The organism is Paramicrobacterium agarici (assembly GCF_002563955.1).
GTDB classification, from domain to species: Bacteria; Actinomycetota; Actinomycetes; order Actinomycetales; family Microbacteriaceae; genus Paramicrobacterium; species Paramicrobacterium agarici.
The window spans coordinates 226,073-248,176 of sequence record NZ_PDJE01000001.1; the positions used below are offsets into that span (position 1 = coordinate 226,073).

The 22,104-nt window shown below is 64.5% G+C and carries 20 protein-coding genes; 14 read left to right on the top strand and 6 right to left on the bottom strand.

Features of this window, described 5'->3' with window-relative positions; genetic code table 11:
* The first annotated feature begins 153 nt into the window (after nucleotides 1–153).
* From ATJ78_RS01145 to ATJ78_RS15740, 10 genes are all read left to right on the top strand, one after another.
* Entirely contained in the window at nucleotides 154–1,668 is a 1,515-nt protein-coding gene (locus ATJ78_RS01145) for a sugar ABC transporter ATP-binding protein (protein WP_098405922.1), read from the top strand.
* On the top strand, nucleotides 1,665–2,693 hold the full coding sequence (locus ATJ78_RS01150) for an ABC transporter permease (RefSeq protein WP_098405923.1): 1,029 nt from the start codon (nucleotides 1,665–1,667) through the stop codon (nucleotides 2,691–2,693). Before ATJ78_RS01145 ends, ATJ78_RS01150 begins: the two co-directional genes overlap by 4 nt.
* Nucleotides 2,690–3,730, top strand: coding sequence for an ABC transporter permease (locus ATJ78_RS01155; protein ID WP_098405924.1), 1,041 nt, complete (start codon nucleotides 2,690–2,692; stop codon nucleotides 3,728–3,730). The genes ATJ78_RS01150 and ATJ78_RS01155 overlap by 4 nt, the downstream gene beginning before the upstream one ends.
* A gap of 41 nt (nucleotides 3,731–3,771) precedes the next feature.
* Entirely contained in the window at nucleotides 3,772–4,827 is a 1,056-nt protein-coding gene (gene rhaS, locus ATJ78_RS01160) for a rhamnose ABC transporter substrate-binding protein (protein WP_098405925.1), read from the top strand.
* 70 nt (nucleotides 4,828–4,897) lie between these two features.
* On the top strand, nucleotides 4,898–6,064 hold the full coding sequence (gene rhaI / locus ATJ78_RS01165; protein ID WP_098405926.1) for an L-rhamnose isomerase: 1,167 nt from the start codon (nucleotides 4,898–4,900) through the stop codon (nucleotides 6,062–6,064).
* A gap of 47 nt (nucleotides 6,065–6,111) precedes the next feature.
* A complete protein-coding gene (locus tag ATJ78_RS01170) occupies nucleotides 6,112–8,148 on the top strand; it encodes a bifunctional aldolase/short-chain dehydrogenase (protein ID WP_098405927.1) in 2,037 nt (678 codons plus the stop codon).
* The gene (locus tag ATJ78_RS01175) at nucleotides 8,145–9,569 is read left to right on the top strand and encodes a rhamnulokinase (RefSeq protein WP_098405928.1); all 1,425 of its coding nucleotides are present in this window, start codon (nucleotides 8,145–8,147) and stop codon (nucleotides 9,567–9,569) included. Before ATJ78_RS01170 ends, ATJ78_RS01175 begins: the two co-directional genes overlap by 4 nt.
* A gap of 84 nt (nucleotides 9,570–9,653) precedes the next feature.
* Nucleotides 9,654–10,280: a PepSY domain-containing protein gene (locus ATJ78_RS01180; protein WP_098405929.1), complete on the top strand. Its 627-nt coding sequence runs from the start codon at nucleotides 9,654–9,656 to the stop codon at nucleotides 10,278–10,280.
* A gap of 34 nt (nucleotides 10,281–10,314) precedes the next feature.
* On the top strand, nucleotides 10,315–11,238 hold the full coding sequence (locus ATJ78_RS01185; protein ID WP_098405930.1) for a 2-hydroxyacid dehydrogenase: 924 nt from the start codon (nucleotides 10,315–10,317) through the stop codon (nucleotides 11,236–11,238).
* A gap of 436 nt (nucleotides 11,239–11,674) precedes the next feature.
* Entirely contained in the window at nucleotides 11,675–11,935 is a 261-nt protein-coding gene (locus tag ATJ78_RS15740; RefSeq protein ID WP_143741353.1) for a hypothetical protein, read from the top strand.
* Between the two features lie 82 nt (nucleotides 11,936–12,017).
* On the opposite strand, the gene ATJ78_RS01190 is transcribed toward ATJ78_RS15740, so the two are convergent.
* The 4 genes from ATJ78_RS01190 to ATJ78_RS01205 all read right to left on the bottom strand — a co-directional run bounded on the left by ATJ78_RS01190 (nucleotide 12,018) and on the right by ATJ78_RS01205 (nucleotide 16,213).
* Nucleotides 12,018–13,022 carry a zinc-dependent alcohol dehydrogenase gene (locus tag ATJ78_RS01190; protein WP_098405931.1) on the bottom strand — a complete coding sequence of 335 codons (1,005 nt, stop codon included), beginning with the start codon at nucleotides 13,020–13,022 and terminating at the stop codon, nucleotides 12,018–12,020.
* Nucleotides 13,023–13,037: 15 nt separating this feature from the next.
* Nucleotides 13,038–13,907 (bottom strand): carbohydrate ABC transporter permease, encoded by an 870-nt coding sequence (locus ATJ78_RS01195; RefSeq protein WP_245836158.1) that lies wholly within the window; start codon nucleotides 13,905–13,907, stop codon nucleotides 13,038–13,040.
* Complete coding sequence (locus tag ATJ78_RS01200; protein ID WP_245836159.1) at nucleotides 13,904–14,827, bottom strand: carbohydrate ABC transporter permease; 924 nt, start codon at nucleotides 14,825–14,827, stop codon at nucleotides 13,904–13,906. Before ATJ78_RS01200 ends, ATJ78_RS01195 begins: the two co-directional genes overlap by 4 nt.
* 90 nt (nucleotides 14,828–14,917) lie before the next feature.
* Entirely contained in the window at nucleotides 14,918–16,213 is a 1,296-nt protein-coding gene (locus tag ATJ78_RS01205; protein ID WP_098405932.1) for an ABC transporter substrate-binding protein, read from the bottom strand.
* Nucleotides 16,214–16,351: 138 nt separating this feature from the next.
* On the opposite strand from ATJ78_RS01205, the gene ATJ78_RS01210 reads away from it, so the two are divergent.
* The 3 genes from ATJ78_RS01210 (at nucleotide 16,352) to ATJ78_RS01220 (ending at nucleotide 19,685) form a co-directional block, all read left to right on the top strand.
* Nucleotides 16,352–17,137, top strand: a complete 786-nt coding sequence (locus ATJ78_RS01210) for an SDR family NAD(P)-dependent oxidoreductase (RefSeq protein ID WP_098405933.1) — start codon at nucleotides 16,352–16,354, stop codon at nucleotides 17,135–17,137.
* Between the two features lie 31 nt (nucleotides 17,138–17,168).
* The gene (locus tag ATJ78_RS01215; RefSeq protein ID WP_098405934.1) at nucleotides 17,169–18,008 is read left to right on the top strand and encodes a FadR/GntR family transcriptional regulator; all 840 of its coding nucleotides are present in this window, start codon (nucleotides 17,169–17,171) and stop codon (nucleotides 18,006–18,008) included.
* 105 nt (nucleotides 18,009–18,113) lie between these two features.
* Nucleotides 18,114–19,685 carry an HNH endonuclease signature motif containing protein gene (locus ATJ78_RS01220; protein WP_098405935.1) on the top strand — a complete coding sequence of 524 codons (1,572 nt, stop codon included), beginning with the start codon at nucleotides 18,114–18,116 and terminating at the stop codon, nucleotides 19,683–19,685.
* A 115-nt stretch (nucleotides 19,686–19,800) separates the two neighbouring features.
* On the opposite strand, the gene ATJ78_RS01225 is transcribed toward ATJ78_RS01220, so the two are convergent.
* Nucleotides 19,801–20,541, bottom strand: coding sequence for an SDR family oxidoreductase (locus tag ATJ78_RS01225; RefSeq protein ID WP_098405936.1), 741 nt, complete (start codon nucleotides 20,539–20,541; stop codon nucleotides 19,801–19,803).
* Between the two features lie 92 nt (nucleotides 20,542–20,633).
* Here ATJ78_RS01225 and ATJ78_RS01230 point away from each other — a divergent pair, with 92 nt between their 5' ends.
* A complete protein-coding gene (locus ATJ78_RS01230) occupies nucleotides 20,634–21,137 on the top strand; it encodes a hypothetical protein (protein ID WP_141897610.1) in 504 nt (167 codons plus the stop codon).
* Here the strand turns inward: ATJ78_RS01230 and ATJ78_RS01235 are convergent.
* Complete coding sequence (locus tag ATJ78_RS01235; protein ID WP_098405938.1) at nucleotides 21,127–22,044, bottom strand: pseudouridine synthase; 918 nt, start codon at nucleotides 22,042–22,044, stop codon at nucleotides 21,127–21,129. The two genes, ATJ78_RS01230 and ATJ78_RS01235, sit on opposite strands and share 11 nt — an antisense overlap.
* Nucleotides 22,045–22,104 lie beyond the last annotated feature (60 nt).

Consider the following 22,104-nt stretch of genomic DNA (forward strand, 5'->3'; position numbering starts at 1 on the left):
ACCTCCCGAAAGCGACTGAGGGTCAGCATACACTGCGGCATGAATCGTCTCAGCCAATCGACGTTCACCCGGGCACTTGACAGCGGAATGCTGGAAACCCTACTCTGATCCCACCCCTGAAACGATTCATTTCCCATCCCAGGAGAACGATCGATGACGATCCCTGCCCCTTCCCCGGTTCTCGAGTTGCGCGACGTGCGCAAGACCTTCGGGTCCGTCGTCGCTCTCGACTCCGGCAGCCTGACCGTGCTTCCCGGCTCCATCCACGCGCTTGTCGGCGAAAACGGCGCGGGAAAGTCGACGCTCGTCAAGGTGATCGCCGGTGTGCACCGCCGTGATGCAGGAAGCGTCACTCTCGGGGGCGAGAACGTCGATTTCACCTCGACCGCCGAGGCCAAGAACGCGGGCGTCGCGGTCATCTACCAAGAGCCGACCCTCTTTCCCGATCTCTCGGTCGCCGAGAACGTCTTCATGGGCCGCCAGCCCGTGCGAGCGGGACGGGCCATCGACCGCAGCGTTATGAACGCCGAGACGACAAAGCTCTTTGAGCGCCTCGGCGTCTCGATCGATCCAACGCGCCCCGCACTCGGGCTCTCCATCGCCGACCAGCAGGTACTGGAGATCGCGAAGGCCATCTCGCTCGATGCCCGAGTGCTCGTCATGGATGAGCCGACAGCCGCGCTGAGCGGCGTCGAGGTCACACGCCTCTTCACGATCGCACGCGCGCTGCGCGATGAGGGCAGAGGAATCGTCTTCATCTCGCATCGGTTCGACGAGATCTTCGAGCTCTGCGACACCGTGACCGTCATGCGAGACGGCGCATACGTCTCGACGCACCGCGTCGACGACGTCACTCCCGCAGAGATCGTCACAAGCATGGTGGGCCGCGACGTCGACACGCTGTTCCCGAAAACCGAGGGAACCGAAGCAGGCAACGTCGTGCTCTCGGTCGACGGCCTCACCTCGCCTGGTGTCTTCTCCGACGTGAACTTCACCGTGAGGGAACGTGAGATCGTCGGACTCGCCGGGCTCGTCGGCGCGGGCCGCAGCGAGATCGCGCGAGCGGTCTTCGGCATCGACGGCTACAGCGCCGGCGTCGTGCGTATCGACGGCGCCACCCTCGCGAAGGGCAATCCACGCAAGGCGATCAAGGCGGGAATCGGCCTTGTCCCCGAGGATCGCCGGCAGCAGGGGCTCATCGTCGACATGTCGGTCGCTCGCAACATGACACTCGTCATCCGCCGAGCCCTTGCGCGCTGGGGGCTCATGTCGAGCGGCCGTGAGTACGAACGCGCACGCGAAGGCGCCGCACGGCTGCGCGTGAAAGCGGGCGATCTCGACAGCGAGGCAGGAACGATGTCGGGCGGCAACCAGCAGAAGGTCGTTCTTGCGAAGTGGCTCGAGACGAAGCCTCGCCTGCTCATCGTCGATGAGCCGACGCGCGGTATCGACGTCGGAACGAAAGCCGAAGTGCATCGCCTGCTCGATGAGCTCGCTCAGCAGGGAATGGCCATCCTCATGATCTCGTCAGAGCTGCCCGAAGTTCTCGGCATGAGCGATCGCGTCCTCGTGGTTCGCGAAGGCCGCATCACGGCCGAGCTGAGCCGCAGCGAAGCCACGTCTGAAGCCGTCATGACCGCTGCGACCCGCACGGGAGAAGCCGCATGAGCCCCGCTACCTCACGCTTGACCACGCTCCTCAAGCGGCGCGAGACCAGCGTCGCCCTCGCGGTGATCGTGGTGATCGTCATCGCAACCCTCTTCAACTCGAACTTCACGTTCGGCTCCGACGGGTTTCGCAATCTGCTTCTCACGCCGTCGATTCTCGTCTTGCTCGCGATCGCGCAGGCGGTCGTCGTCATCACGCGCAACATCGACCTGTCGGTGAGCGCGATCCTCGGACTCTCGGCGTACGCGACGGGCCGCATGTTCACCGATTGGCCTGGCGCCCCCACGATTCTCGTGATTCTGCTCGGCGTTCTGCTCGGCACCGCGCTCGGCATCATCAATGGGCTGCTCGTGAGCGTCGCCAAGGTTCCCGCCCTCGTCATCACGCTGGGCACCCTCTACATCTACCGCGGCATCGATATCGCCTGGGCCGGCTCCACGCGCATCAACGCCTCGGATCTGCCGCGCGACTTCACGTCGATCGGAACGGGCTCGCTCTTCGGCATCCCGTGGCTCACCGTCATCGCGCTCGTGGCGTTCGCCGTGCTCGCCTATTACCTCGGCTACTCGCGGTCCGGTCGCGACCTGTACGCCATTGGGTCGAATCCGGATGCCGCGAAGCTCTACGGTCTTCCCGTCGCTCGACGCGTCTTCAGCACCTTCGTCATCTCTGGCACGCTGTCCGGCGTCGCGGGCGTGATGTACGCCGCCCGCTACGCAACGGTGAGTGCGACCGCCGGCTCTGGAATGGAACTCGACTCCGTCGCCGCTGCCGTCATCGGCGGAGTCGCGATCTTCGGCGGCAGCGGAACCGTGCTCGGCGCTGCCCTGGGAGCCGTGCTGCTGTCGACGATCGACCGCGCGCTTCCGACCGTCGGCATTCAGGACTTCTGGCAGCAGGCCGTTGTCGGTGCGCTCATTATCGGTGCGATCGTTCTCGACCGCGTGCTGTACGTGCGCAACCAGAAGGCACTCGCGCGAGAACGACAAACACCCTCCGGCGACCGCGAAGGAGCGCGCTCATGACGCGAACGCTTGAGAAGACGACGACGCCCGAGGCTCCCTCGCTCGCCCATCGGCTGCGAGCGCTGCTCTTCGGCCGGTCGGCGGCGATCATCGCTCTGCTGGTTGTCGTGTGGATCATCGCCTCGGTGAGCGTTGAGAACTTCAATACGCCGAACACGCTGTACTTTCTCATTCTCGATGTCTTTCCGGTGCTGCTCATCGCTCTGCCGATGACGTTCATCATCATCACGGGCGAGATCGACCTCTCCGTCGCCAGCATGGTCGGTCTGTCGAGTGTGACCATCGGTGCGCTCTTTCAGGCGGGAGTTCCTGTTCCCGTGGCAATCGTGATCGCCCTCATCGTCGGGCTGGCCGGAGGTGCGGTCAACGGGTTTCTCGTCACGACTATCGGATTGCCTTCGCTCGCGGTGACCATCGGATCGCTCGCACTGTACCGGGGGATCGCGGTCGGCATTCTCGGCACAACCGCGATCACAGGATTCCCCGAGATGTTCGGCGACCTCGTGAAAGACCGCCTTTTCGGGCGCGGAACGGCGATCCCCGGCATCCTCATTGTGTTCATCGTTCTCGCGATCATCGCGATCGTGCTCTTGCACGCCACGTCGATCGGCCGCAGCACGTACGCGATCGGGCTCAACAAAGAAGCATCGCTGTTCTCGGGAATCGATGCCGGTCGCCTCAAGTTCTGGTTCTTCGTCGCGAGCGGCGTCGTGTCGGCTCTCGCCGGGGCCTTCTGGACGCTGCGTTACGACTCGGCACGAGGAGACAATGCCATGGGCCTCGAGCTTGTCGTCGTGGCAGCGGTGCTGGTCGGAGGCGTCTCGATCTTCGGCGGGCGCGGATCGCTCGTCGGCGTCATCGCGGGCGTGCTCGTCATCGGAGCCCTACGCAGCGCGCTACGCCTGGCCGACGTCTCGTCAGACGTCATCAACGTCGCGACGGGTCTTCTGCTCGTCGTCTCGGTGATCGTTCCGTCGATCATCTCTGCTGTCACGGGCTTCGCCGAACGAAGACGCGCTGCCGCGGCGGCATCCTGACCCTGCTCCACCCCTACACACCACAGAAAGAAGGACGAACAATGACGTTGTTCAGCAAACGCTCCCGCTCTGGGCTCGCGCTCGTCGCGCTTGCCCTCGGCGTGTCGCTCACGGCCACGGCCTGCTCCGCCGGCGGCGGCGGATCCGAAGGCGGCGGTGACGGCGGAGGCGCCTCCTACGACATCGCATTTCTGCCCAAGAGCCTCGGCAACCCGTACTTCGAGGCATCGGATGCCGCGGGCAAGTCGGCGGTCGAGGGCTTCGGCGGCACGTTCAAAGAAGTGGGTCCGACGGAGGCGACCGCCGACGGTCAGGTGACCTACATCAACACGCTCACTCAGCAGAGCGTCGACGCCATCGTGCTCTCGGCAAACGACCCGAACGCACTCTGCGACGCCCTGGGCGAAGCACGCGACGCCGGGGTCGCCGTCGTCACATTCGACTCCGACGTCGACCCCGAGTGCCGCGACATCTACGTCTCGGCCTCGAACGCCGAACTGATCGCCAAGAAGCAGGTCGACCTGATCGCCGAGCAGATCGGCGGCGAAGGGCAGATCGCGATTCTGTCGGCATCGGCGAACGCGACAAACCAGAACGCCTGGATCGCCGAGATGGAGACCTACCTCGACTCGGAGTACCCCGACATCGAGCTCGTCGACACCGTGTATGGCAACGACGACGACCAGACCTCGTTCGACAAGACCGAGGCACTGCTCTCGACGTACCCCGACCTCAAGGGCATCATCTCGCCCACGACAGTCGGCATCGCCGCTGCGGCACGTTACCTGTCGACCTCGGACTTCAAGGGCGAGGTGGCGCTGACCGGACTCGGCACGCCGAACGACATGCGTGAGTACGTCGAAAACGGCACAGTCACGTCGTTCGCGCTGTGGAACCCCGAGGACCTCGGCATTCTCGCGGCGTTCGCAGCGAAGGCCATGATCGACGGCGACATCACCGGCGAAGAAGGCGACACGTTCGAGGTTGAGGGTCTCAGCACCGACAAGACCTCGTACGAAGTGGGCGCAGACGGCGTCGTCACCCTTGGCGACCCGTTCGTGTTCACCGCAGACAACATCGACGACTTCGACTTCTAGTCGTCACGATGCGCCGGCGGTCGCCGCCGCCGGCGCATCCCTCCCTCTCGTTCACACAAGGAGCTGAACAATGTCAGATCGATTCGACGCGATTGTCGCCGAGCTCGCCAAGCAGAAGATCGAGCTGCCCTCGTGGGCGTTCGGAAACTCGGGCACGCGCTTCAAGGTCTTCGGAACGCCCGGCACTCCGCGCAGCGTCGAAGAGAAGATCGCGGATGCTGCCACGGTGCACCGCTATACCGGGCTCGCTCCCGCTGTCGCCCTGCACATTCCGTGGGACACCGTCGATGACTACAGCGCGCTGCGCGACTATGCCGCCGAGCAGGGTGTCGCCCTCGGCACGGTGAACTCCAACACCTTCCAGGACGACACGTATAAATTCGGCTCGCTCACGCACTCCGACCCCGACGTGCGACAGCAGGCGATCGACCACCACTTCCGCTGCATCGACGTCATGAACGCCACCGGGTCGCGCGACCTCAAGATCTGGCTCGCCGACGGCACGAACTACCCCGGGCAGGGCGACATCCGCTCGCGGCAGGACTGGCTGCACGAATCGCTGCAGACCATCTACGACCGTCTGGGCGATGATCAGCGCATGGTGCTCGAGTACAAGTTCTTCGAGCCGGCGTTCTACCACACCGATGTTCCCGACTGGGGCACCTCCTACGCTCAAGTGAGCGCACTCGGCGACAAGGCGATGGTGTGCCTCGACACCGGCCACCACGCACCGGGCACCAACATCGAGTTCATCGTGGCTCAGCTGCTGCGCCTCGGAAAGCTCGGCTCGTTCGACTTCAACTCGCGGTTCTACGCCGATGACGATCTCATCGTGGGGGCCGCTGACCCGTTCCAGCTGTTCCGCATTCTCGTCGAGGTCGTGCGCGGCGGCGGCTATGCCAACCCCGACGTCGCATTCATGCTCGACCAGTGCCACAACGTCGAAGACAAGATCCCCGGGCAGATCCGCTCGGTGCTCAACGTGCAGGAGATGACGACGCGCGCGCTGCTTCTCGATCGCGAGGCACTCACCCGAGCACAGCACGAGCACGACGTGCTCGGGGCGAACGAGATCTTTATGGACGCGTTCTACACGGATGTGCGCGGCGACCTCGCCGAGTGGCGTGAGTCACGGGGACTGCCCGCCAACCCGATGGCCGCCTATGCGGCATCTGGACACCAGCAGCGCATTGAGAACGAGCGCGTCGGCGGCACGCAGGCGGGCTGGGGCGCGTAGGCCGCTGCTCCGCGCTCCCACGAACGCTACTCAGACACGGAGAGATAATGACCAACCCCACCGTCAGCGCACTGATCGAACGCAGCAACCGCCTCGGCGCCGACCCCAAGAACACCAACTACGCCGGCGGCAATACGTCGGCGAAGGGCACGGAGACCGACCCGGTGACAGGTGACGATGTCGAGCTCATGTGGGTGAAGGGCTCAGGCGGAGACCTGGGAACACTGCAGGAGAAGGGCCTCGCTGTGCTGCGCGTCGACCGACTGCGCGCCCTGCAGAACGTGTACCCCGGCGTCGATCGCGAAGACGAAATGGTCGCCGCGTTCGACTACACGCTCTTCGGCAAGGGCGGTGCCGCGCCTTCCATCGACACGGCGATGCACGGCCTTGTCGACGCGGCGCACGTGGACCACCTGCATCCCGACGCGGGCATCGCGATCGCGACGGCGGCAGACGGCGAGCGCCTCACCACCGAGATCTTCGGACGCCGGGTCGTGTGGGTGCCGTGGCGGCGCCCGGGGTTTCAGCTCGGCCTCGACATCGCGGCGATCAAAGCCGAGAACCCGGATGCTGTCGGCTGCATTCTCGGCGGGCACGGAATCACCGCCTGGGGCGGCACCTCTGACGAAGCTGAGAAGAACTCGCTGTGGATCATCGAGACCGCGGCGGCATACATCGCCGAGCACTCGAAGCCGGAGCCGTTCGGAACCGTCATTGCCGGTTACGAAACACTGCCTGAAAAGGAACGGCGCGCAAAGGCCGCTGCTCTCGCGCCGGCGCTGCGTGCCGTAGCATCCGCTGATCGCCCCATGGTGGGGCACTTCACCGACTCTGATGTCGTTCTCGATTTTCTCTCGCGCAGCGAGCACCCGCGCCTGGCCGCACTCGGCACCAGCTGCCCCGACCATTTTCTGCGCACGAAGGTGAAGCCGCTCGTCGTCGACCTGCCCGCCACCGCAACGATCGACGAGGTGCTCGAGCGCCTGCCCGAACTGCATGAGCAGTACCGTGCCGATTACGTCGCCTACTACGAGCGGCATGCAACCGACGACTCCCCGGCGATGCGCGGTGCCGACCCGCTCATCATTCTTGTGCCCGGCGTCGGCATGTTCAGCTACGGCAAAGACAAGCAGACCGCGCGCGTTGCCGGCGAGTTCTACGTGAACGCCATCAACGTCATGCGGGGTGCCGAGGGGCTGTCACACTACGCGCCGATCGATGAGGCCGAGAAGTTCCGTATCGAGTACTGGACGCTCGAAGAGGCGAAGCTGCAGCGCATGCCCAAGCCGAAGCCGCTCGCCACGCGCATCGCGCTCGTGACGGGCGCAGCATCGGGTATTGGCAAGGCGATCGCGAGGCGGCTCGCTGCCGAGGGCGCATGCGTCGCGATCGCGGACCTCGACATCGAGAAGGCGCGTGCCGCAGCCTCCGAAATCGGCAACGCCGACGTGGCCGTGGGGATCGCCGCCGACGTCTCGAACGAGCAGGCGGTGAAGGCGGCAATCGACGAGACGCTGCTCGCGTTCGGCGGGCTCGACATCGTCGTCAACAACGCCGGGCTGTCGCTGTCGAAGTCGCTGCTCGAGACGACCGAGCGCGACTGGGATCTGCAGCACGATGTCATGGCGAAGGGGTCGTTTCTCGTATCGAAGAATGCCGCGCGCGTGCTCATCGACCAGAAGCTCGGTGGCGACATCGTGTACATCTCGAGCAAGAACTCGGTTTTCGCCGGGCCGAACAACATCGCATACTCGGCGACGAAAGCCGACCAGGCGCATCAGGTGCGGCTGCTCGCTGCAGAACTGGGCGAGCACGGCATCAAGGTGAACGGCATCAATCCAGACGGCGTCGTTCGCGGTTCGGGCATCTTCGCCTCGGGATGGGGTGCGAATCGTGCCAAGACGTACGGCATTCCGGAGGAGGACCTCGGCAAGTTCTATGCCCAGCGCACGATTCTGAAGCGCGAGGTCGTGCCCGAGAACGTCGCCAACGCCGTGTTCGTGCTGTGCACGGCAGACCTCGACCACACGACAGGACTGCACATTCCGGTGGATGCGGGAGTGGCAGCGGCGTTCTTGCGATGAGCACGACGACCGTCGCCGCTGTCGACATCGGAGCGTCGAGCGGACGCGTCATGCTCGGGCATGTCGGCCCGGGCGAACTGCGGCTCGAGCACGTTGCGCGGTTCCCGACAGGATCGGTTGTACTGCCCGACGGTCTGCACGTGAACGTCGTCGAGCTCTACCGCGCGGTGGTCGACGGGTTGAGAGAGGCGCGGCGGCGAGCGACAGCATCCGGTGGCCCTGACATCGCCTCGATCGGCATCGATGCGTGGGCGGTCGACTACGGTCTGCTGCGCGATGGCCGCCTGCTCGGGGTGCCGTACCACTACCGGGACAGCAGAACGGATGCTGCCGTGCGCAGCGTGCACCAGGCGGTGCCGTTCACCGAGCTCTATGCCGAGAACGGTCTGCAGTTTCTGCCGTTCAACACGCTCTACCAGCTCACCGCCGACAACACCGCCGGAATGCTCCACCTCGCCGATCAGGCGCTGCTCATTCCCGATCTGCTCGCGTACTGGCTGACGGGAGAGCGCGTCGCCGAGGCGACGAACGCGTCGACAACGGGGCTGCTGCGCGTCGACGGCAGCGCGTGGAACACGTCATTGATCGAGCGGCTCGGCCTGCCGGACAGCATCCTCCCGCCCCTCGTGCGGCCGGGCGAGACGATCGGTCGCATCACCGAGCAGAGCCCGACGGGTCTCGACGGCGCCACGGTCACAGCTGTCGGGTCGCACGACACTGCCTCCGCCGTGGTGGCTGTTCCCATGACCGAGCCCGATGCCGCATACATCAGCTGCGGCACGTGGGGCCTTGTCGGCGTCGAACTTGAGCATCCGGTGCTCTCCGACGCCGCACGCGAGGCGAACTTCACGAACGAGGGCGGGGTCGACGGCCGCGTGCGCTTCTTGCACAACGTCATGGGGCTGTGGCTGCTGTCGGAGTCCGTGCGCGCGTGGGAGGCCGAATCTGGTGAGACGATCGAGCTGAATGGGCTGCTGGATGCCGCGGGAGCGGTCACCGACCTTCAGCCGGTTTTCGACGCGAACGATCCGCGTTTCATGCCGCCGGGCGACATGCCGACACGCATTGCCGCGTGGCTGCGAGAGCACGATCTGCCGGTGCCGGAATCGCGAGCGGCCATGGTGCGGTGCATTGTTGAGAGTCTCGCTGATGCTTTCGCCGACGCCGTGCTGACCGCATCCGAACTGTCGGGCAAACCGGTCTCGGTCATTCACGTGGTCGGCGGCGGGTCGCAGAACGAGCTGCTCTGCCGGCTGACGGCACAGCGCGCTGGTCTTCCGGTGCTCGCGGGTCCTGTCGAGGCGACGGCCCTCGGCAATGTGCTCGTGCAGGCCCGCGCTCTCGGGGTGCTGCCCGGCAGCCTTGAGGCGCTGCGCGACCTCGTCGCCCGCACGACGAGACCGCGCCGCGACGACCCGTGACCGGCGGGCGCAGCTCACAGACTCGTATGAGAATCCACTCATACTCCGTGCCGGGGTCTGCTTCGCGGGCGTATCGTGGGCCCTATGAGAGCACAACGAACACCGATCACGGCGGCAGCGGCCGTTGCGGTGGCGCTGGGCCTGACACTTGCCGGGTGCACGGCGTCGGACGACCCCCATCCCAACGACGACGGGCCGCCCGCACCGACCGCATCGCAGAGCTCCGGCGAGTCCACGACCGGCAGCGGCACTGAGCGGGGCGCTGCCCTCGCGACGACCGCGTTCGCTCTAGCATGGCGCGACGCCGTCGACACCGCCAAAGACGGATTCGAGGGCGAGCTCACCGAGATCGAGCTGGGCTGGGAAACGGATCGCTACGCCTACACCGTTGAACTCCTGTCTGGCGATCACGAGCACACAGCTGTCGTCGACGCCGAGACCGGCGAGATCGTGACGAACAGCGGCGAGCCCGTCGAGAACGACGACGTGGCCGAGAAGAAGGCCGAGGTGATCGACTACGAGGGCCTCGTCCCGTTGGAAGAGGCGATGTCCACGGCACTCGATGCGCAGTCGGGCACCGTCAGCGAGTTGAAGCTCGAGGGAACCCAGAACGGCGCGCAGTGGCAGTTCGACATCGACGCCGGCTCGGGCGAAGACTATGAAGTAACCGTGGATGCCTACAGCGGCGACGTGATCACCACCGACGACTGACGACCGTAGACGTGCGCGCCGGTAGGCTCGAAGCATGTCTCAGCGCCTCGTCGTCAGCACCCCCGGTAACGCTCTTCGCACCATGGTCGGGGAGGTGCCCGAGGGCGTCGAGATGATTCGCTGGGACATGGACGGGCCCGCACCTGTGGACCACATAGACATTGCGGTGGGACCGTACATGGGCGGACCCGAGCCCCTTGCGCACCTTGAGACCGTGACGACGCAGCTCGTGCAGAGCCAGTCGATCGGGTACGACGGCGTCACGGGGTACCTTCCCTCGGGCCGGGTCTTCGCCAATGCAGCATCCGTACACGAGGCCTCGACGGCCGAGCTGGCCATGGCGCTCATTCTCGCAGTCCAGCGCGGAATCCCCGACTTCGTACGCGCTTCGTCACAGGGCACCTGGGCGCCCGCACGCTACGCGAGCCTCGCCGACCGCCGCGTGCTCATCGTCGGATACGGCGGCATCGGCGTCGCCCTCGAAGAACGTCTTGACGGTTTCGAAGCATCGGTGACGCGTGTGGCTCGCACGGCGCGCGACTCATCGGCTGGGCGCATTCACGGATTCGACGAGCTTCCGGCCCTGCTGCCCGACGCCGAGATCGTCGTTCTCGCGGTTCCGCTTAATGACGAGACGACATACATGGTGGATGCTGCGTTCCTCGCAGCCCTGCCCGATGACGCACTCGTGGTCAACGTCGCCCGAGGCGCCGTGATCGACACCGATGCGATGCTCGCCGAGGCCCGAACCGGGCGCCTCCGCTTCGGCCTCGACGTGACCGACCCCGAGCCGCTCCCCGAGGGCCACGAGCTGTTCACGCTCGACAACGTTCTGATCTCGCCGCACGTGGGCGGCGCCTCCACTGCCATGCTGCCCCGCATGGCGAAGCTTCTGCGCCGGCAGATCGACCACGCACTCGCGGGAGAGAGCTTCGAGAACGTGGTCATTCGGCCCTAGTTCGAAGATTTCTCAACTTTTTTGCTCGAAGCTCTTGCGGCCGGAGAGCGTATACCCATAGTCTGTAAAGCTGTCGTTCATCTGGAGCAACGACATGCAGAGAGGAGGCGACAATGATTATCGCAATGACCCGGAGTGACCAGGGTGCAGCAGGCTTTGTCCTCGGCGATCGTATGGCTCGTCTCTCTCACGGGGCCGCATAACGCTCAGCGCGCGACGCGCATCACCAGCGATCATTCCCCTTTACTGAGCACCTGACCACGGTGCCCTTCGCTCTGCGACTCCTGTAGTCGCAGAACCGTCATGCCGGTCGGCCACCCCTTCGTGCGGGCCTTCCGACCGTCTTTCTCATCGCGACGTTCGTCGTGCCCTGGCGCATTCGTGCCGGGGATCTTCAGCGTGCCCGCACGAGCTCCACCACAACACAAGGAACACAGTGAACACCACAACAGTGCAGTCCCCCGTCCACACGGCCGAAACCTCGCACCCGCCGAGACTCCGGCCCCCAACCGAATCGGAACCACCGCGGCGTGTGCGGCGCCAACGCCGCACGTCATGGGTCGCACGGCTCGTGGCCCGCCTGCGTCGGCCGCGCTCCGAAACCGACCCGTACACGGCGCACCAGAACGAGCTAGAGCGCGTCGAGCGCGAGGCCAAGCACGCTCGCGCTCTCGTGTACTTCGGCGGATTCCGATGACCGGATGCTGCGAGGCAGCGACCCGCGCGCTGCCTCGCCCCTCCGGCATCCACCCTCACGCACGCTGACCGTTGACACGCGATCAATCCGGGACGATCACCGTCTTGATGCCGCGTCCCTCGCGAATGTTCTCGAAGGCGCGCTGCCACTCGGCGATCCGAACACGTTCCGTGACAAGCGGGTCGAGCGCGACAAGCCCTCCCTCGATGAGCGTCATGGCACGGCGCCACGATGCCGGTGTCGACGCGAAGCCGCTCGTCACCGTGATCTCTTTGTAGAGCACGGCATCAAACGGCAGCGGCACGTCGCGACCGAAGATGCCGACCTGAACATAGCGGCCGGCGCGACGAACCGCCGAGAACGCGAGCGCAGCTCCTGGAGCACTCCCGGACGCCTCGAGCACGACGTCGAAGCTCTCAGCATCCGGAGCCTCCGTCGTCGTGCTGAAGCCGAGCTCGCGCGCGACGCGCAGCCGCTCGGCGTCTTTCGGTAAACCGGCAAGCGTCACGACACCACCCTGAGCGCGGGCCACCTGCGCACTGAGCTGCCCCATGGCGCCGGGACCGACGACGAGCACGTCGTCACCTGGGGAGATGACAGACGGGTCGCACAGGCAGTGCGCCACACACGCGAGCGGCTCAGCGAGTACGGCGCCGATTCCGGCATCCTGCCCCTTGTCTGCAGAGGGCACCGCGTGCAGATTTGCCACGGGCACGCAGACATACGGCGCAAAGCCGCCATTTTCGAACGAGCCGATCGAACGGCGATTCGGGCACAGGTTGATGCGACCATCGCGGCACGGGGCACAGCGTCCGCACGTGCTGAAGTACGTCTCGGTTGCGACACGCTGCGACACCCAATGCTCGTCTGCAGCGTCGCCGATGGCATCGACCTCGCCGAGAATCTCGTGCCCCATGACGACGGGCGCCTCGTAGCCGTACTCGTCGCGGGCGATGTGCAGATCGGTACCGCACACTCCCGTCGCGATCACGCGGATGCGCGCGAACCCGGCCTGCGGCTCGGGAACATCTGTCTCGCCGAGACCGACGCCGGCCTCGCCCGGCGCCGTCTTCATCACGGCGCTCATTCGCGACAGCATCCGTCAGCCCTTGGTGGCGCCGGCCGTCAGGCCCGACACGATGTACTTCTGCGCGAACAGCGCGACAACGATGATCGGCAGCGTCATGATGCACGCCGCGGCCATGATCGCACCCCAGTCGATGCTCGCGTACGACACGAAGTCAAACACGGCCACCGGCAGCGTCTTCGTGTTCGACCCCGAGAGCACGAGGGCGAACATGAAGTTGTTCCACGAGAAGATGAACGACAGGATGCCGGCGGTCGCGATGCCCGGAACAGACAACGGCAGCAGAATGCGCAGGAACGCACCGATCGGCGTCAGCCCGTCGACAAGCGATGCCTCTTCGAGTTCGAGCGGCATGGAGTCGAAGAACGACATCATGATGTACACGCTGATCGGGATCAGAATGAACATGTGCGAGATGATCAGCACACCGTAACCGCCGACCCAGCCGAGGTTCGCGAAGACGTAGTACCACGGCACCAGCAGGCTGACGCCCGGGATGATGCGGGCGAGAAGCACGAGCAGCGCCGACTTCTGCATGTTGAAGCGGCTCATCGAGTAGGCGGCCGGCACACCGATGAGCAGCGAGATGCCAGTCGCGCAGAATGCCACCCAGAAGCTGTTCCACACGAAGTTCAGGTAGCTGTCGTTGCCGAGTACGTGCGAGTAGTTGTCGAGAATCGGCGTGAAGATGAACGACTTCGTGGTGTCGTGAATGTCGACGTTCGTCTTGAACGACGCCATCACCATCCACACCAGAGGAAGCAAGAAGATCAGCACGACGGCGACGATCATCACGCCGCGGAATGAGTTGTACGCCTTGAGCCGGCCGGGCCTGCGCCGCTTAGCCACCTCGTCAGCGCTGCGGGTCATCGTCTGCGCACTCACAGCTTCGCCCCCTTTCGGCGGAACGTCAGCAACCACATCACCACGAGAATCATCAAGAAGAAGATGATGAGCACGGCGGATGCTGTTCCAAAGTCGTTGTATTTGAAGCTCAGCCCATACACGTAGATGTTCAGCGTCTCGGCTTCGTGGAAGGACCCGCCGCCCTGCCCCTTGACGACATAGAGCAGGTCGAAGGTCTTGAGCGCATCGATCGAGCGCAGCAGCACGGCGACCAGCACAACCGGCCGCAGCAGCGGCAGCGTCACGTACCAGAACCGCTGCCACGCGTTCGCACCGTCGATGCGCGCCGCTTCGTCGGGCTCGTCAGATAGCGACGTCAACCCGGCCAGCAGAATGATCGCGATCATCGGAGTGAATTCCCAAATATCAACGAACATCAAGGTCGGCAGCGTCGTCGCCGGCTCAGAGAACCAGGGTTGCGGTGGAACGCCCACCCAGCTGAGCACGCGGTTCGCGAAGCCGATGTTCGGATCGAAGATCAGCCGCCACATCATCGCGATCGCTACCGGAGTCGCAACGAACGGCAGCAGAATCGCCACACGCACCCACTTCTGCGCCTTGAACGGCCGCCACAACAGCAACGCGATCGCCATTCCGGCGACCAGCTCAACGGCCAGCGCACCAAACGTGAAGACGCCGGTGCGCATCACAGCAGGCCAGAAGCGATCGACGTCCGTCAGAACGTCGATGTAATTTTCGATACCGATGAAGTCGGCGGGGGCGCGCACGGAACCCTTCGCGTCCGTGACGCTCAGGTAGATGGTCCACCCGATCGGAAAACCGATCAGAATGGCGGTGAAGATCATCGCGGGCGCAGCGAAAATCCACTTGCGGTGATCATTGACCCACCGCGAGACCCGTTCGGTACCCGAGGATCTGTTCAGCGACGTCGTTGTCATTCGTCTCACTCGTTCGTGTCGGCGAGAGGGGCGGATGCTGTCGCGAGGCACGCGCCGCGCGACAGCATCCGTCTTCTACATCAGTGCCGGCTACTTCTCGGAATCCAGGAGATCCTGGAACTTCTGATTCGCTTCGTCTGCCGCAGCATCCGAATCGCCGCCCGTAATCGCCTCGACGATCGGGGCACCGACGATCTCGCGAGCCTCGGCCACGCCGATGACGAGCGGGCGGTCGTTGCCGACACCGTTCTCACCGTTCACCTGGATCGCCTTGGCGAGTTCTTCGGGGAAGTTCGACGTGCCTTCGGGGTTCTCCCACACCGAGGTGCGGGCACTCGGCACGCCTTCCTTCTGAATCTCGAGCGTCATCTCGGGACTCGTCGCCCACTTGATGAACTTCCATGCATTGTCTTGATTCTGCGACGCAGCGTTGATGCCGAGCGCCCACGCCGCGACGTTGTACGGCTTCGAACCTGCCGGGCCCTCGGGGAACGGCGCAAAGCCGACCTGGTCGCCGACCTTCGACTTCTCGGGGTCGTACACGTTCTCGTACAGGCTCGATGCGTCGATCCAGAACCCGGCATCGCCCTGCGCGAAGATCGCCGCTGCCTCAGGCCAGCTCATGTCTGTGCTGATCTGGTCGGGGCCGTAGTCGTGCAGCAGCTTGCCGTAGAAGGCATACGCTTCCTTGGCCTCGTCACTGCCGATCGCGGAGTTTCCCGAATCGTCTTCCCACGTTCCGCCGAAGCTGTAGAGGAATCCCGAGAACTGCGTGACCGCCGCGGAAGCCTGGCTGCGCATGACGATGCCGGCGACGCCATCGTTGTCTTCTTTGATGGTCTTCGCCGCGTTCATCAGGTCATCCATCGTCTTCGGAACCTCGAGTCCTGACTTCTCCAGAAGATCCTTGCGGTAGTACAGCATCTCGTTCTCGGTGATCATCGGCACGCCGACGACCATGTCCTCGTACGTGGTGAGCCCGACGGGCCCGGCCTGGAAGTCATCCCAGTTCCAGTCGCCCGCGTCGTTGACTCTGTCGGTGATGTCGGCAAAGTAGCCGCTCTGTCCGAAGAGCTTGCCCACCTGCAGAGGCCGGTACATCATGACGTCGACATCACTCGACCCCGCGTTGAGCTTGACCTTGTAGTTGTCGACGAGCTGGTCCTCGCTGAGCTGATTAATCTCAACGGTGAGGCCCGAATCCTCTTCGAACTCCTTGATCTTCTTGGTGATCACGTCTGTCCAGACGTGATTGGCGAGGGTGACGTTGAGGGTCTTCGACCCGCCATCATCTCCACCGCCACTGCTGCAGGCTGTGAGCACGCCTGCGCTGAGCAGCGCTGCCGCGGCTAGGGCCACGACTCGCTTTGCCGATCCAAACTTCATTGCTTGACCTCCTGTGCTTCGTTGCACTGCGGCTGGCACGGATGCGCCGTTGCTTCTAGGGTATATACAATAAGTATTACGTATCAATGGCGTGATCAAAACGTGACCGCGAGAGCGGCACGGGGCAATGGAGCCGAGATGCAGATAGAACTGGGCGGCAAGACAGCCGTCATCACGGGAGCCGGTCGCGGTATTGGGCGAGACATCGCCCTCTCTCTCGCTCGCGAAGGCGTGCACGTGGTTGCGTGCGACCTGAACGACGACGACATCGCTCGAGTGGCGCGCGAACTCGCCGCTATCGATCCGCGCTCGCGCGGCTATACGTGCGACGTCCGCGATTCTGTGGGAATCGCCGAGCTAATCGCCGAGACGCATAACGATCTGGGAAGCATCGACATCCTCGTCAACAACGCCGGCGTCGTCGGCGATGCGCCCATTGACGAGCTCGACGAACGCACGTGGGACCTTATTCAAGACGTCAACGTCAAGGGCACCTTCCTCATGTGCCAGGCGGTCGCGCCGTACATGAAGAAGCAGCGCTCGGGGCGCATCATCAATGCGGCATCCTTCGCTGCGATCTCGCCACGCGTTCGCAGCGTCGCCTATGCCACGTCGAAGGCGGCTGTTGCGCACTTCACGCGAGGACTCGCGGGCGAGCTGGGTCCATGGAACATCACGGTGAACGCGTATGCACCGGGCATGATCCCCACGCAGATGAACCGATTCGCCGAGCTCCCCGATGACAAGCAGAGCGAACTGCTCGATACCCTCACACTACGACGCTGGGGAAGCACAGACGACATCGCGAACCTCATCTGCTTTCTCGCCTCAGACCAGGCCTCGTACATCACCGGAACACTCATCGACGTCAGCGGCGGCAAGCTCGCCACTCAGATTCCTTCCGAGGCTTACCAGGCAGACTGAGACGGCACCGTCGGCGGAGGGAGAACAGCGCATGAGCGAGAACGACCCGCGGAACGTCATATCGTGGCGGTCCGATGCTCCGCCGTTGCCGCCACCGCGCACTCGATTCAACGCCCGTAAAGGCCATGGCCTGTACGACCGCGTCGTCGACGTGATCGGGCAGCAGATCGTCACCGGCGAGCTGCCGGTCGGCTCGATCATCTACGCCGAGCAGGTCTGCGAGCAGCTCGACATCTCACGCTCGGTCGTTCGCGAAGGCATTCGCACCCTCAGCTCGATGGGGCTCGTCGAGTCGCGACCGCAGCGTGGCACGCGCGTGCAACCCCGCGATCAGTGGGACCTCCTCAACCCGCACGTCGTCCAGTGGCGCGGCGAGGGATCCGAATACCTGCAGCAGATGTACGAGCTCCTCGAGCTGCGCCTCGGCATCGAGTATGCCGCCGCTCACTTTGCGGCACTGCGCATGAGTGATGCCGATCGCGAGGCCGTCGTCGCGGCGGGCTACGCGATGCAGCGCGCGTACGAAGACCGCGACCCGCACACGTTCTTCATGGCCGACGCCGATCTGCACCGGCTCATGCTCGAGGGCACGGGAAACGCCGTGATCGGGCAGTTTGCCGACACCGTCTCGACGGCTCTGCACATTCGCGGCAGCAATGCGTCGCGCTCGTATTCAAGGGCGCAGAGCCTCGATGCACTGTCAGCAGGCCGACACGTCGAGCTGGCCGAGGCGCTTGCGCGCAGAGATCCGGATGCTGCGCAGAAAGCCGTGAACGACATCATGTTCGCGACCCTCGCAGAAGTGCAGAATCTGCTTGAGGCCCGCAATGGCACGGTAGCGAACACGAGCTCTTCGGCTCACCACGGCTGACGACCTTCCTTCCACAGGCAAGGAGTGTTTCGGGTTGTCCACAATGGTGTTTTGACCGGGTCTTCTGTCGGTGGCAATGTCAGTGGGTGCTGGAAGACTGTTGGCATGGAGAACGCAGCCGCAGCACCCGGATACGAGTCCGAAATGGGCCCGGATGCTGTCGCTGTGCGTGCCGCTGAGAATGTACTCGCGGCTGCTGCTGACCTCACCGATGTAGACCCGAGCGCGCTCTCGGCGGACGCCCTTCTGGAGTTCACGGGTCTGCTGGGAAACATTGCTCGTCTTGTCGAGGGCCGCCAGGTCGGCAACGTGGGCGACATCGCTCTCCGCTCCGACACCGATGCCGGGTTCGATGGTCTCGCCGCTCGTCATGGGGCGGCGTCTGCGACGGGACTGTTTGAGAAGATCACGGGGGCGAAGAACTCGACCGCGTACCGGTACACGAGACTCGCCGCCCACACGACACCGCGCGTCTCCGACACCGAGCTTCCGCTTGACCCGGTGTTTCCGCAGACCGCTCAGGCGTTGAGCGACGGTGTCATCGGTTTGGACGCTGCCGAAGCGATCACCGCGACACTCGCACCGGTGCTCCCGCGTGCGGTGCCGGAGCAGATGGACTGGGCAGAAGCCACGCTGCTGGGCAACGCGACCGGCGCGAACGGGGAAGCACCGGTGTCAGCGGATAACCTGCGTCAGCAGGCCCGCGCGTTCTGCGCCGTGCTGGACCCGGACGGTGTGGAACCGTCGGCGGAAGACCTCCACCAGGCGCGGAAGCTCGTGTTCCGGCACCAAGACGACGGCAGTCTGAAGATCACCGGCACCTTGTCACCGGAACAGGCAGCACAAGTGACACCCGTGTTCGACGCCTACATGTCCAAACGCACGTCACCGACGTTTATGCATGCCGACGAGCAAGCCGATAACAATGACGCGCCGGAGGAGCGGTCGAAACCGCAGGAACGCGCCGATGTGTTCATCGCGATCATCAGCGGCACCGGAAAGCAGAAGACCGCACCGAAACTCCACGGGCGAGGACCGACCGTGCTGGTGACTGTGGATGAACGCAACCTCAACACGGGAACCGGCGCGGCGTGGTCGCCGGGAACACCGGCAGCGTTGCCGATGAGCTACGTGCAGCAAATGCAATGCGACGGCGACACCCGGCACGTGCAGATCGACGAGCACGGCGAAGTGCTTGACCAGGGACATGCCAGCCGGGAGTTCTCCCCGAATCAACGCTTGGCCTTGATCGCACGCGACGGCAACACCTGCGCCGTCCCCGACTGCCAGATTCCCGCCTGGTTGTGCGGAGCACACCACATTCACGGATGGAAAACCGGCGGTAAAACAGACCTGTCCAACGGCGTCCTACTGTGCTGGTGGCACCACCGCGTTGTCGAACACGGAGAATGGGCCATCACCCGCGACAACAACGGCCGACCACGCGTGGTGCCGCCCGGCTGGTACGTCAACCGCGGTTACCTCGGGCAACGGAGAGCGCCAGGACGCGGTACCAGTGCTGACGAACCAGGCACGAGCGCGGCCGGTCCACAGACGAGTGCGCCCCGGCCCGGGACCAACGCGACGAGACCGCGGACGAGTGCGCCCGAAGGCACAACCAACAGTGAAAACGGCGGTCCGCCCGGCGACGGACGAGATACCGGGCCGCGTTCCTGACAGCGCGGCGGCCCTGACACACGACACGCACGAGTGAAACCACTCGAAGCGCTACTCGGAGTGCCCGTACGCGCTATGAAGGCGCACAACAACAAGGTTCCGCTTCTGCAACGCCCTATTTTCCGTACGAGTGACTGTGCACCGGCGAAATGACGAGCTCGTTGACACAGACATCCGCAGGAGAATCCACCACGAACGCGACGGCGCGCGCCACGTCATCAGGACTCAACATGCGTGATCGTGCCGCAGCATCCGGAACCGTCGGACGCTTGTCAACGAATTCGGTGTCGATGTCGCCAGGGCAGATCACGGTAGCGCTGATGCCATGTGCGCTCTCCTGATCATTCAGCGACTCCGTGAGCGAAATCAGTCCCGTCTTGCTTGCCGAGTACGCAACGCCAGCACCTCGGCCGAAAGCCCACCCGGCCCACGACGAGATCACAACGACACGACCCCGCCCTCTGCTTCTCATCTCGGGCAGCACAGCGGAAATTCCCCGCGCGACAGAGGTGAGGTTGGTCTCGACCACGGCCTGAAATTCCGCGATCTCCAGCTTGTCCCAGTGCCGTTTCGTGACGTTCATTCCCGCGCAGAAGACGATCTCGTCGACGGCACCCGCCTCGGCGTGAACGCGATCGAGCGCCTGCCGAGTCGACTCGTCATCTGCAGCATCCATTGGAATGACAATCGCCCTTCCGCCCCGCTGCTCCACCTTCGCACGCACGACCTCGAGGGCATCAACGCGACGACCACTGAGCGCGAGCACGCGACCGGATGCCGCAAGAGCAAGCGCGCTCGAAGCCCCGACACCCGAACTTGCTCCGATGATCCAGGTCACAGTGTTCGATTCGCTCACACGCACCTCCAGAATCTGCGGCGATTACCGACACCATACCGCCTGAGTTTCGCGCAGCACCCCGCAGCCAGCCGGCTGGTAGAGTCCTCCGCATGGGACGCTCGAGGTCGACAGGGATGCTGTTGTGCGCACTGTCGCTCGGACTCGCACTCACGTTCGCCGCATGCTCGAGTTCCCCGCCAGAATCGAGCGAGGCGCAGGACGATCCGGCGCCGCGGCCCACCCCGTCCGTCATCGCCGAGCCGACAGGCGTTCCTGCACCCGCCAACGACTCTTCAGACGAACACGACGACACCGCAGCGGAATTCGATCCCGCGCAGATCGAAGACCTCGGTGCGCGCGAGGGTGCCTCAGGCGAGGCCAGGCACGACGCGAGCGGCTTCTGGTACTACGAGGTTGTTTCAGGCGATGTTGCGAGTGTCATCTGCGATCGCTTTGACCGCCGATGGTGGCAGCTCGAGACTCTCGACGCCGAGCCCGGCTTCGATTGCCGCAGCACGATCTACCCCGGTCAAATTCTCATTCCGACCGCTTATGCCGAAGATCACAACGTCGATCCGCCGTGGGTGCCGAGCGACAATCCGTTCACGGGGTGAGCGACGACCACGCGGCCAGCTCTCGCCTGCTGGTGAATTCCCGAATCGTGCCGTCAACGGGGTCTGTGAAGCGCAGTGTCTTCGCGAGCAGCTGCAGCGGCGACGAGAAGTCGTCAATCGACGTGTCGACGACCTCGGGATAGAACGGGTCATTCACGATCGGCAGACCGAGAGCGTTCATGTGCAGGCGGATCTGGTGCGTCTTGCCGGTATGCGGCGTCGCTCGATAGCGCGCGAGGCCCGATGCCTGCTCGATCAGCTCAATGCGCGTCTCGGCGTTCGGCTCGCGATCGGTTACTTCGTATGCACGCACCTCACCGTGAATCTTGACGATGTGGCTGCGCACCGTCGCCGGAAGCTCGCGGTCGCCGGGCGCGTTGGCGATCGCCTCATACTCCTTCTCGACCTCGCGGCGGTCGAACATCGTCTGATATGCACCGCGCCACTCGCGCGCCGCCGTGAGCAGCAGCACTCCTGCTGTCACACGGTCAAGCCGATGAGCGGGAACAAGTTGCGGCAAATCGAGCAGACGACGCGCCTTCACCACGACGCTCTGCGTCACGTGCCGACCGCGCGGAATCGTCGAGAGAAAGTGCGGTTTGTCAATGACGACAATGCGGTCGTCGCGGTGCAGAACGTCAATGTCGAACGGAACCTCGACCTCCTCGCGCAGATCTCGATGGAACCACACGAACGTGTGCGGCCGATACGGCGCGTCTGCCGCGAACGGACGGCCGTCATCGCCCGCGAACTCCCCGTTCGCGAGCATGTCGTCGATGCGCGCGGCCTCGAGCTTCGGCAAGCGCTCAATCAGAAACTGCCGAAGGGTCTTCCAACGGCGCTCGCGCGGCGTGCGCACCCACGCGGCATCGAGCCCGTGGCGTTGCGGAAGAGGTGAGATCGGCACTCATCGAGGGTACCCCTCCCCATTGAAGCGCCCCGCTTGCCCCTGGATAGACTCCCCCTC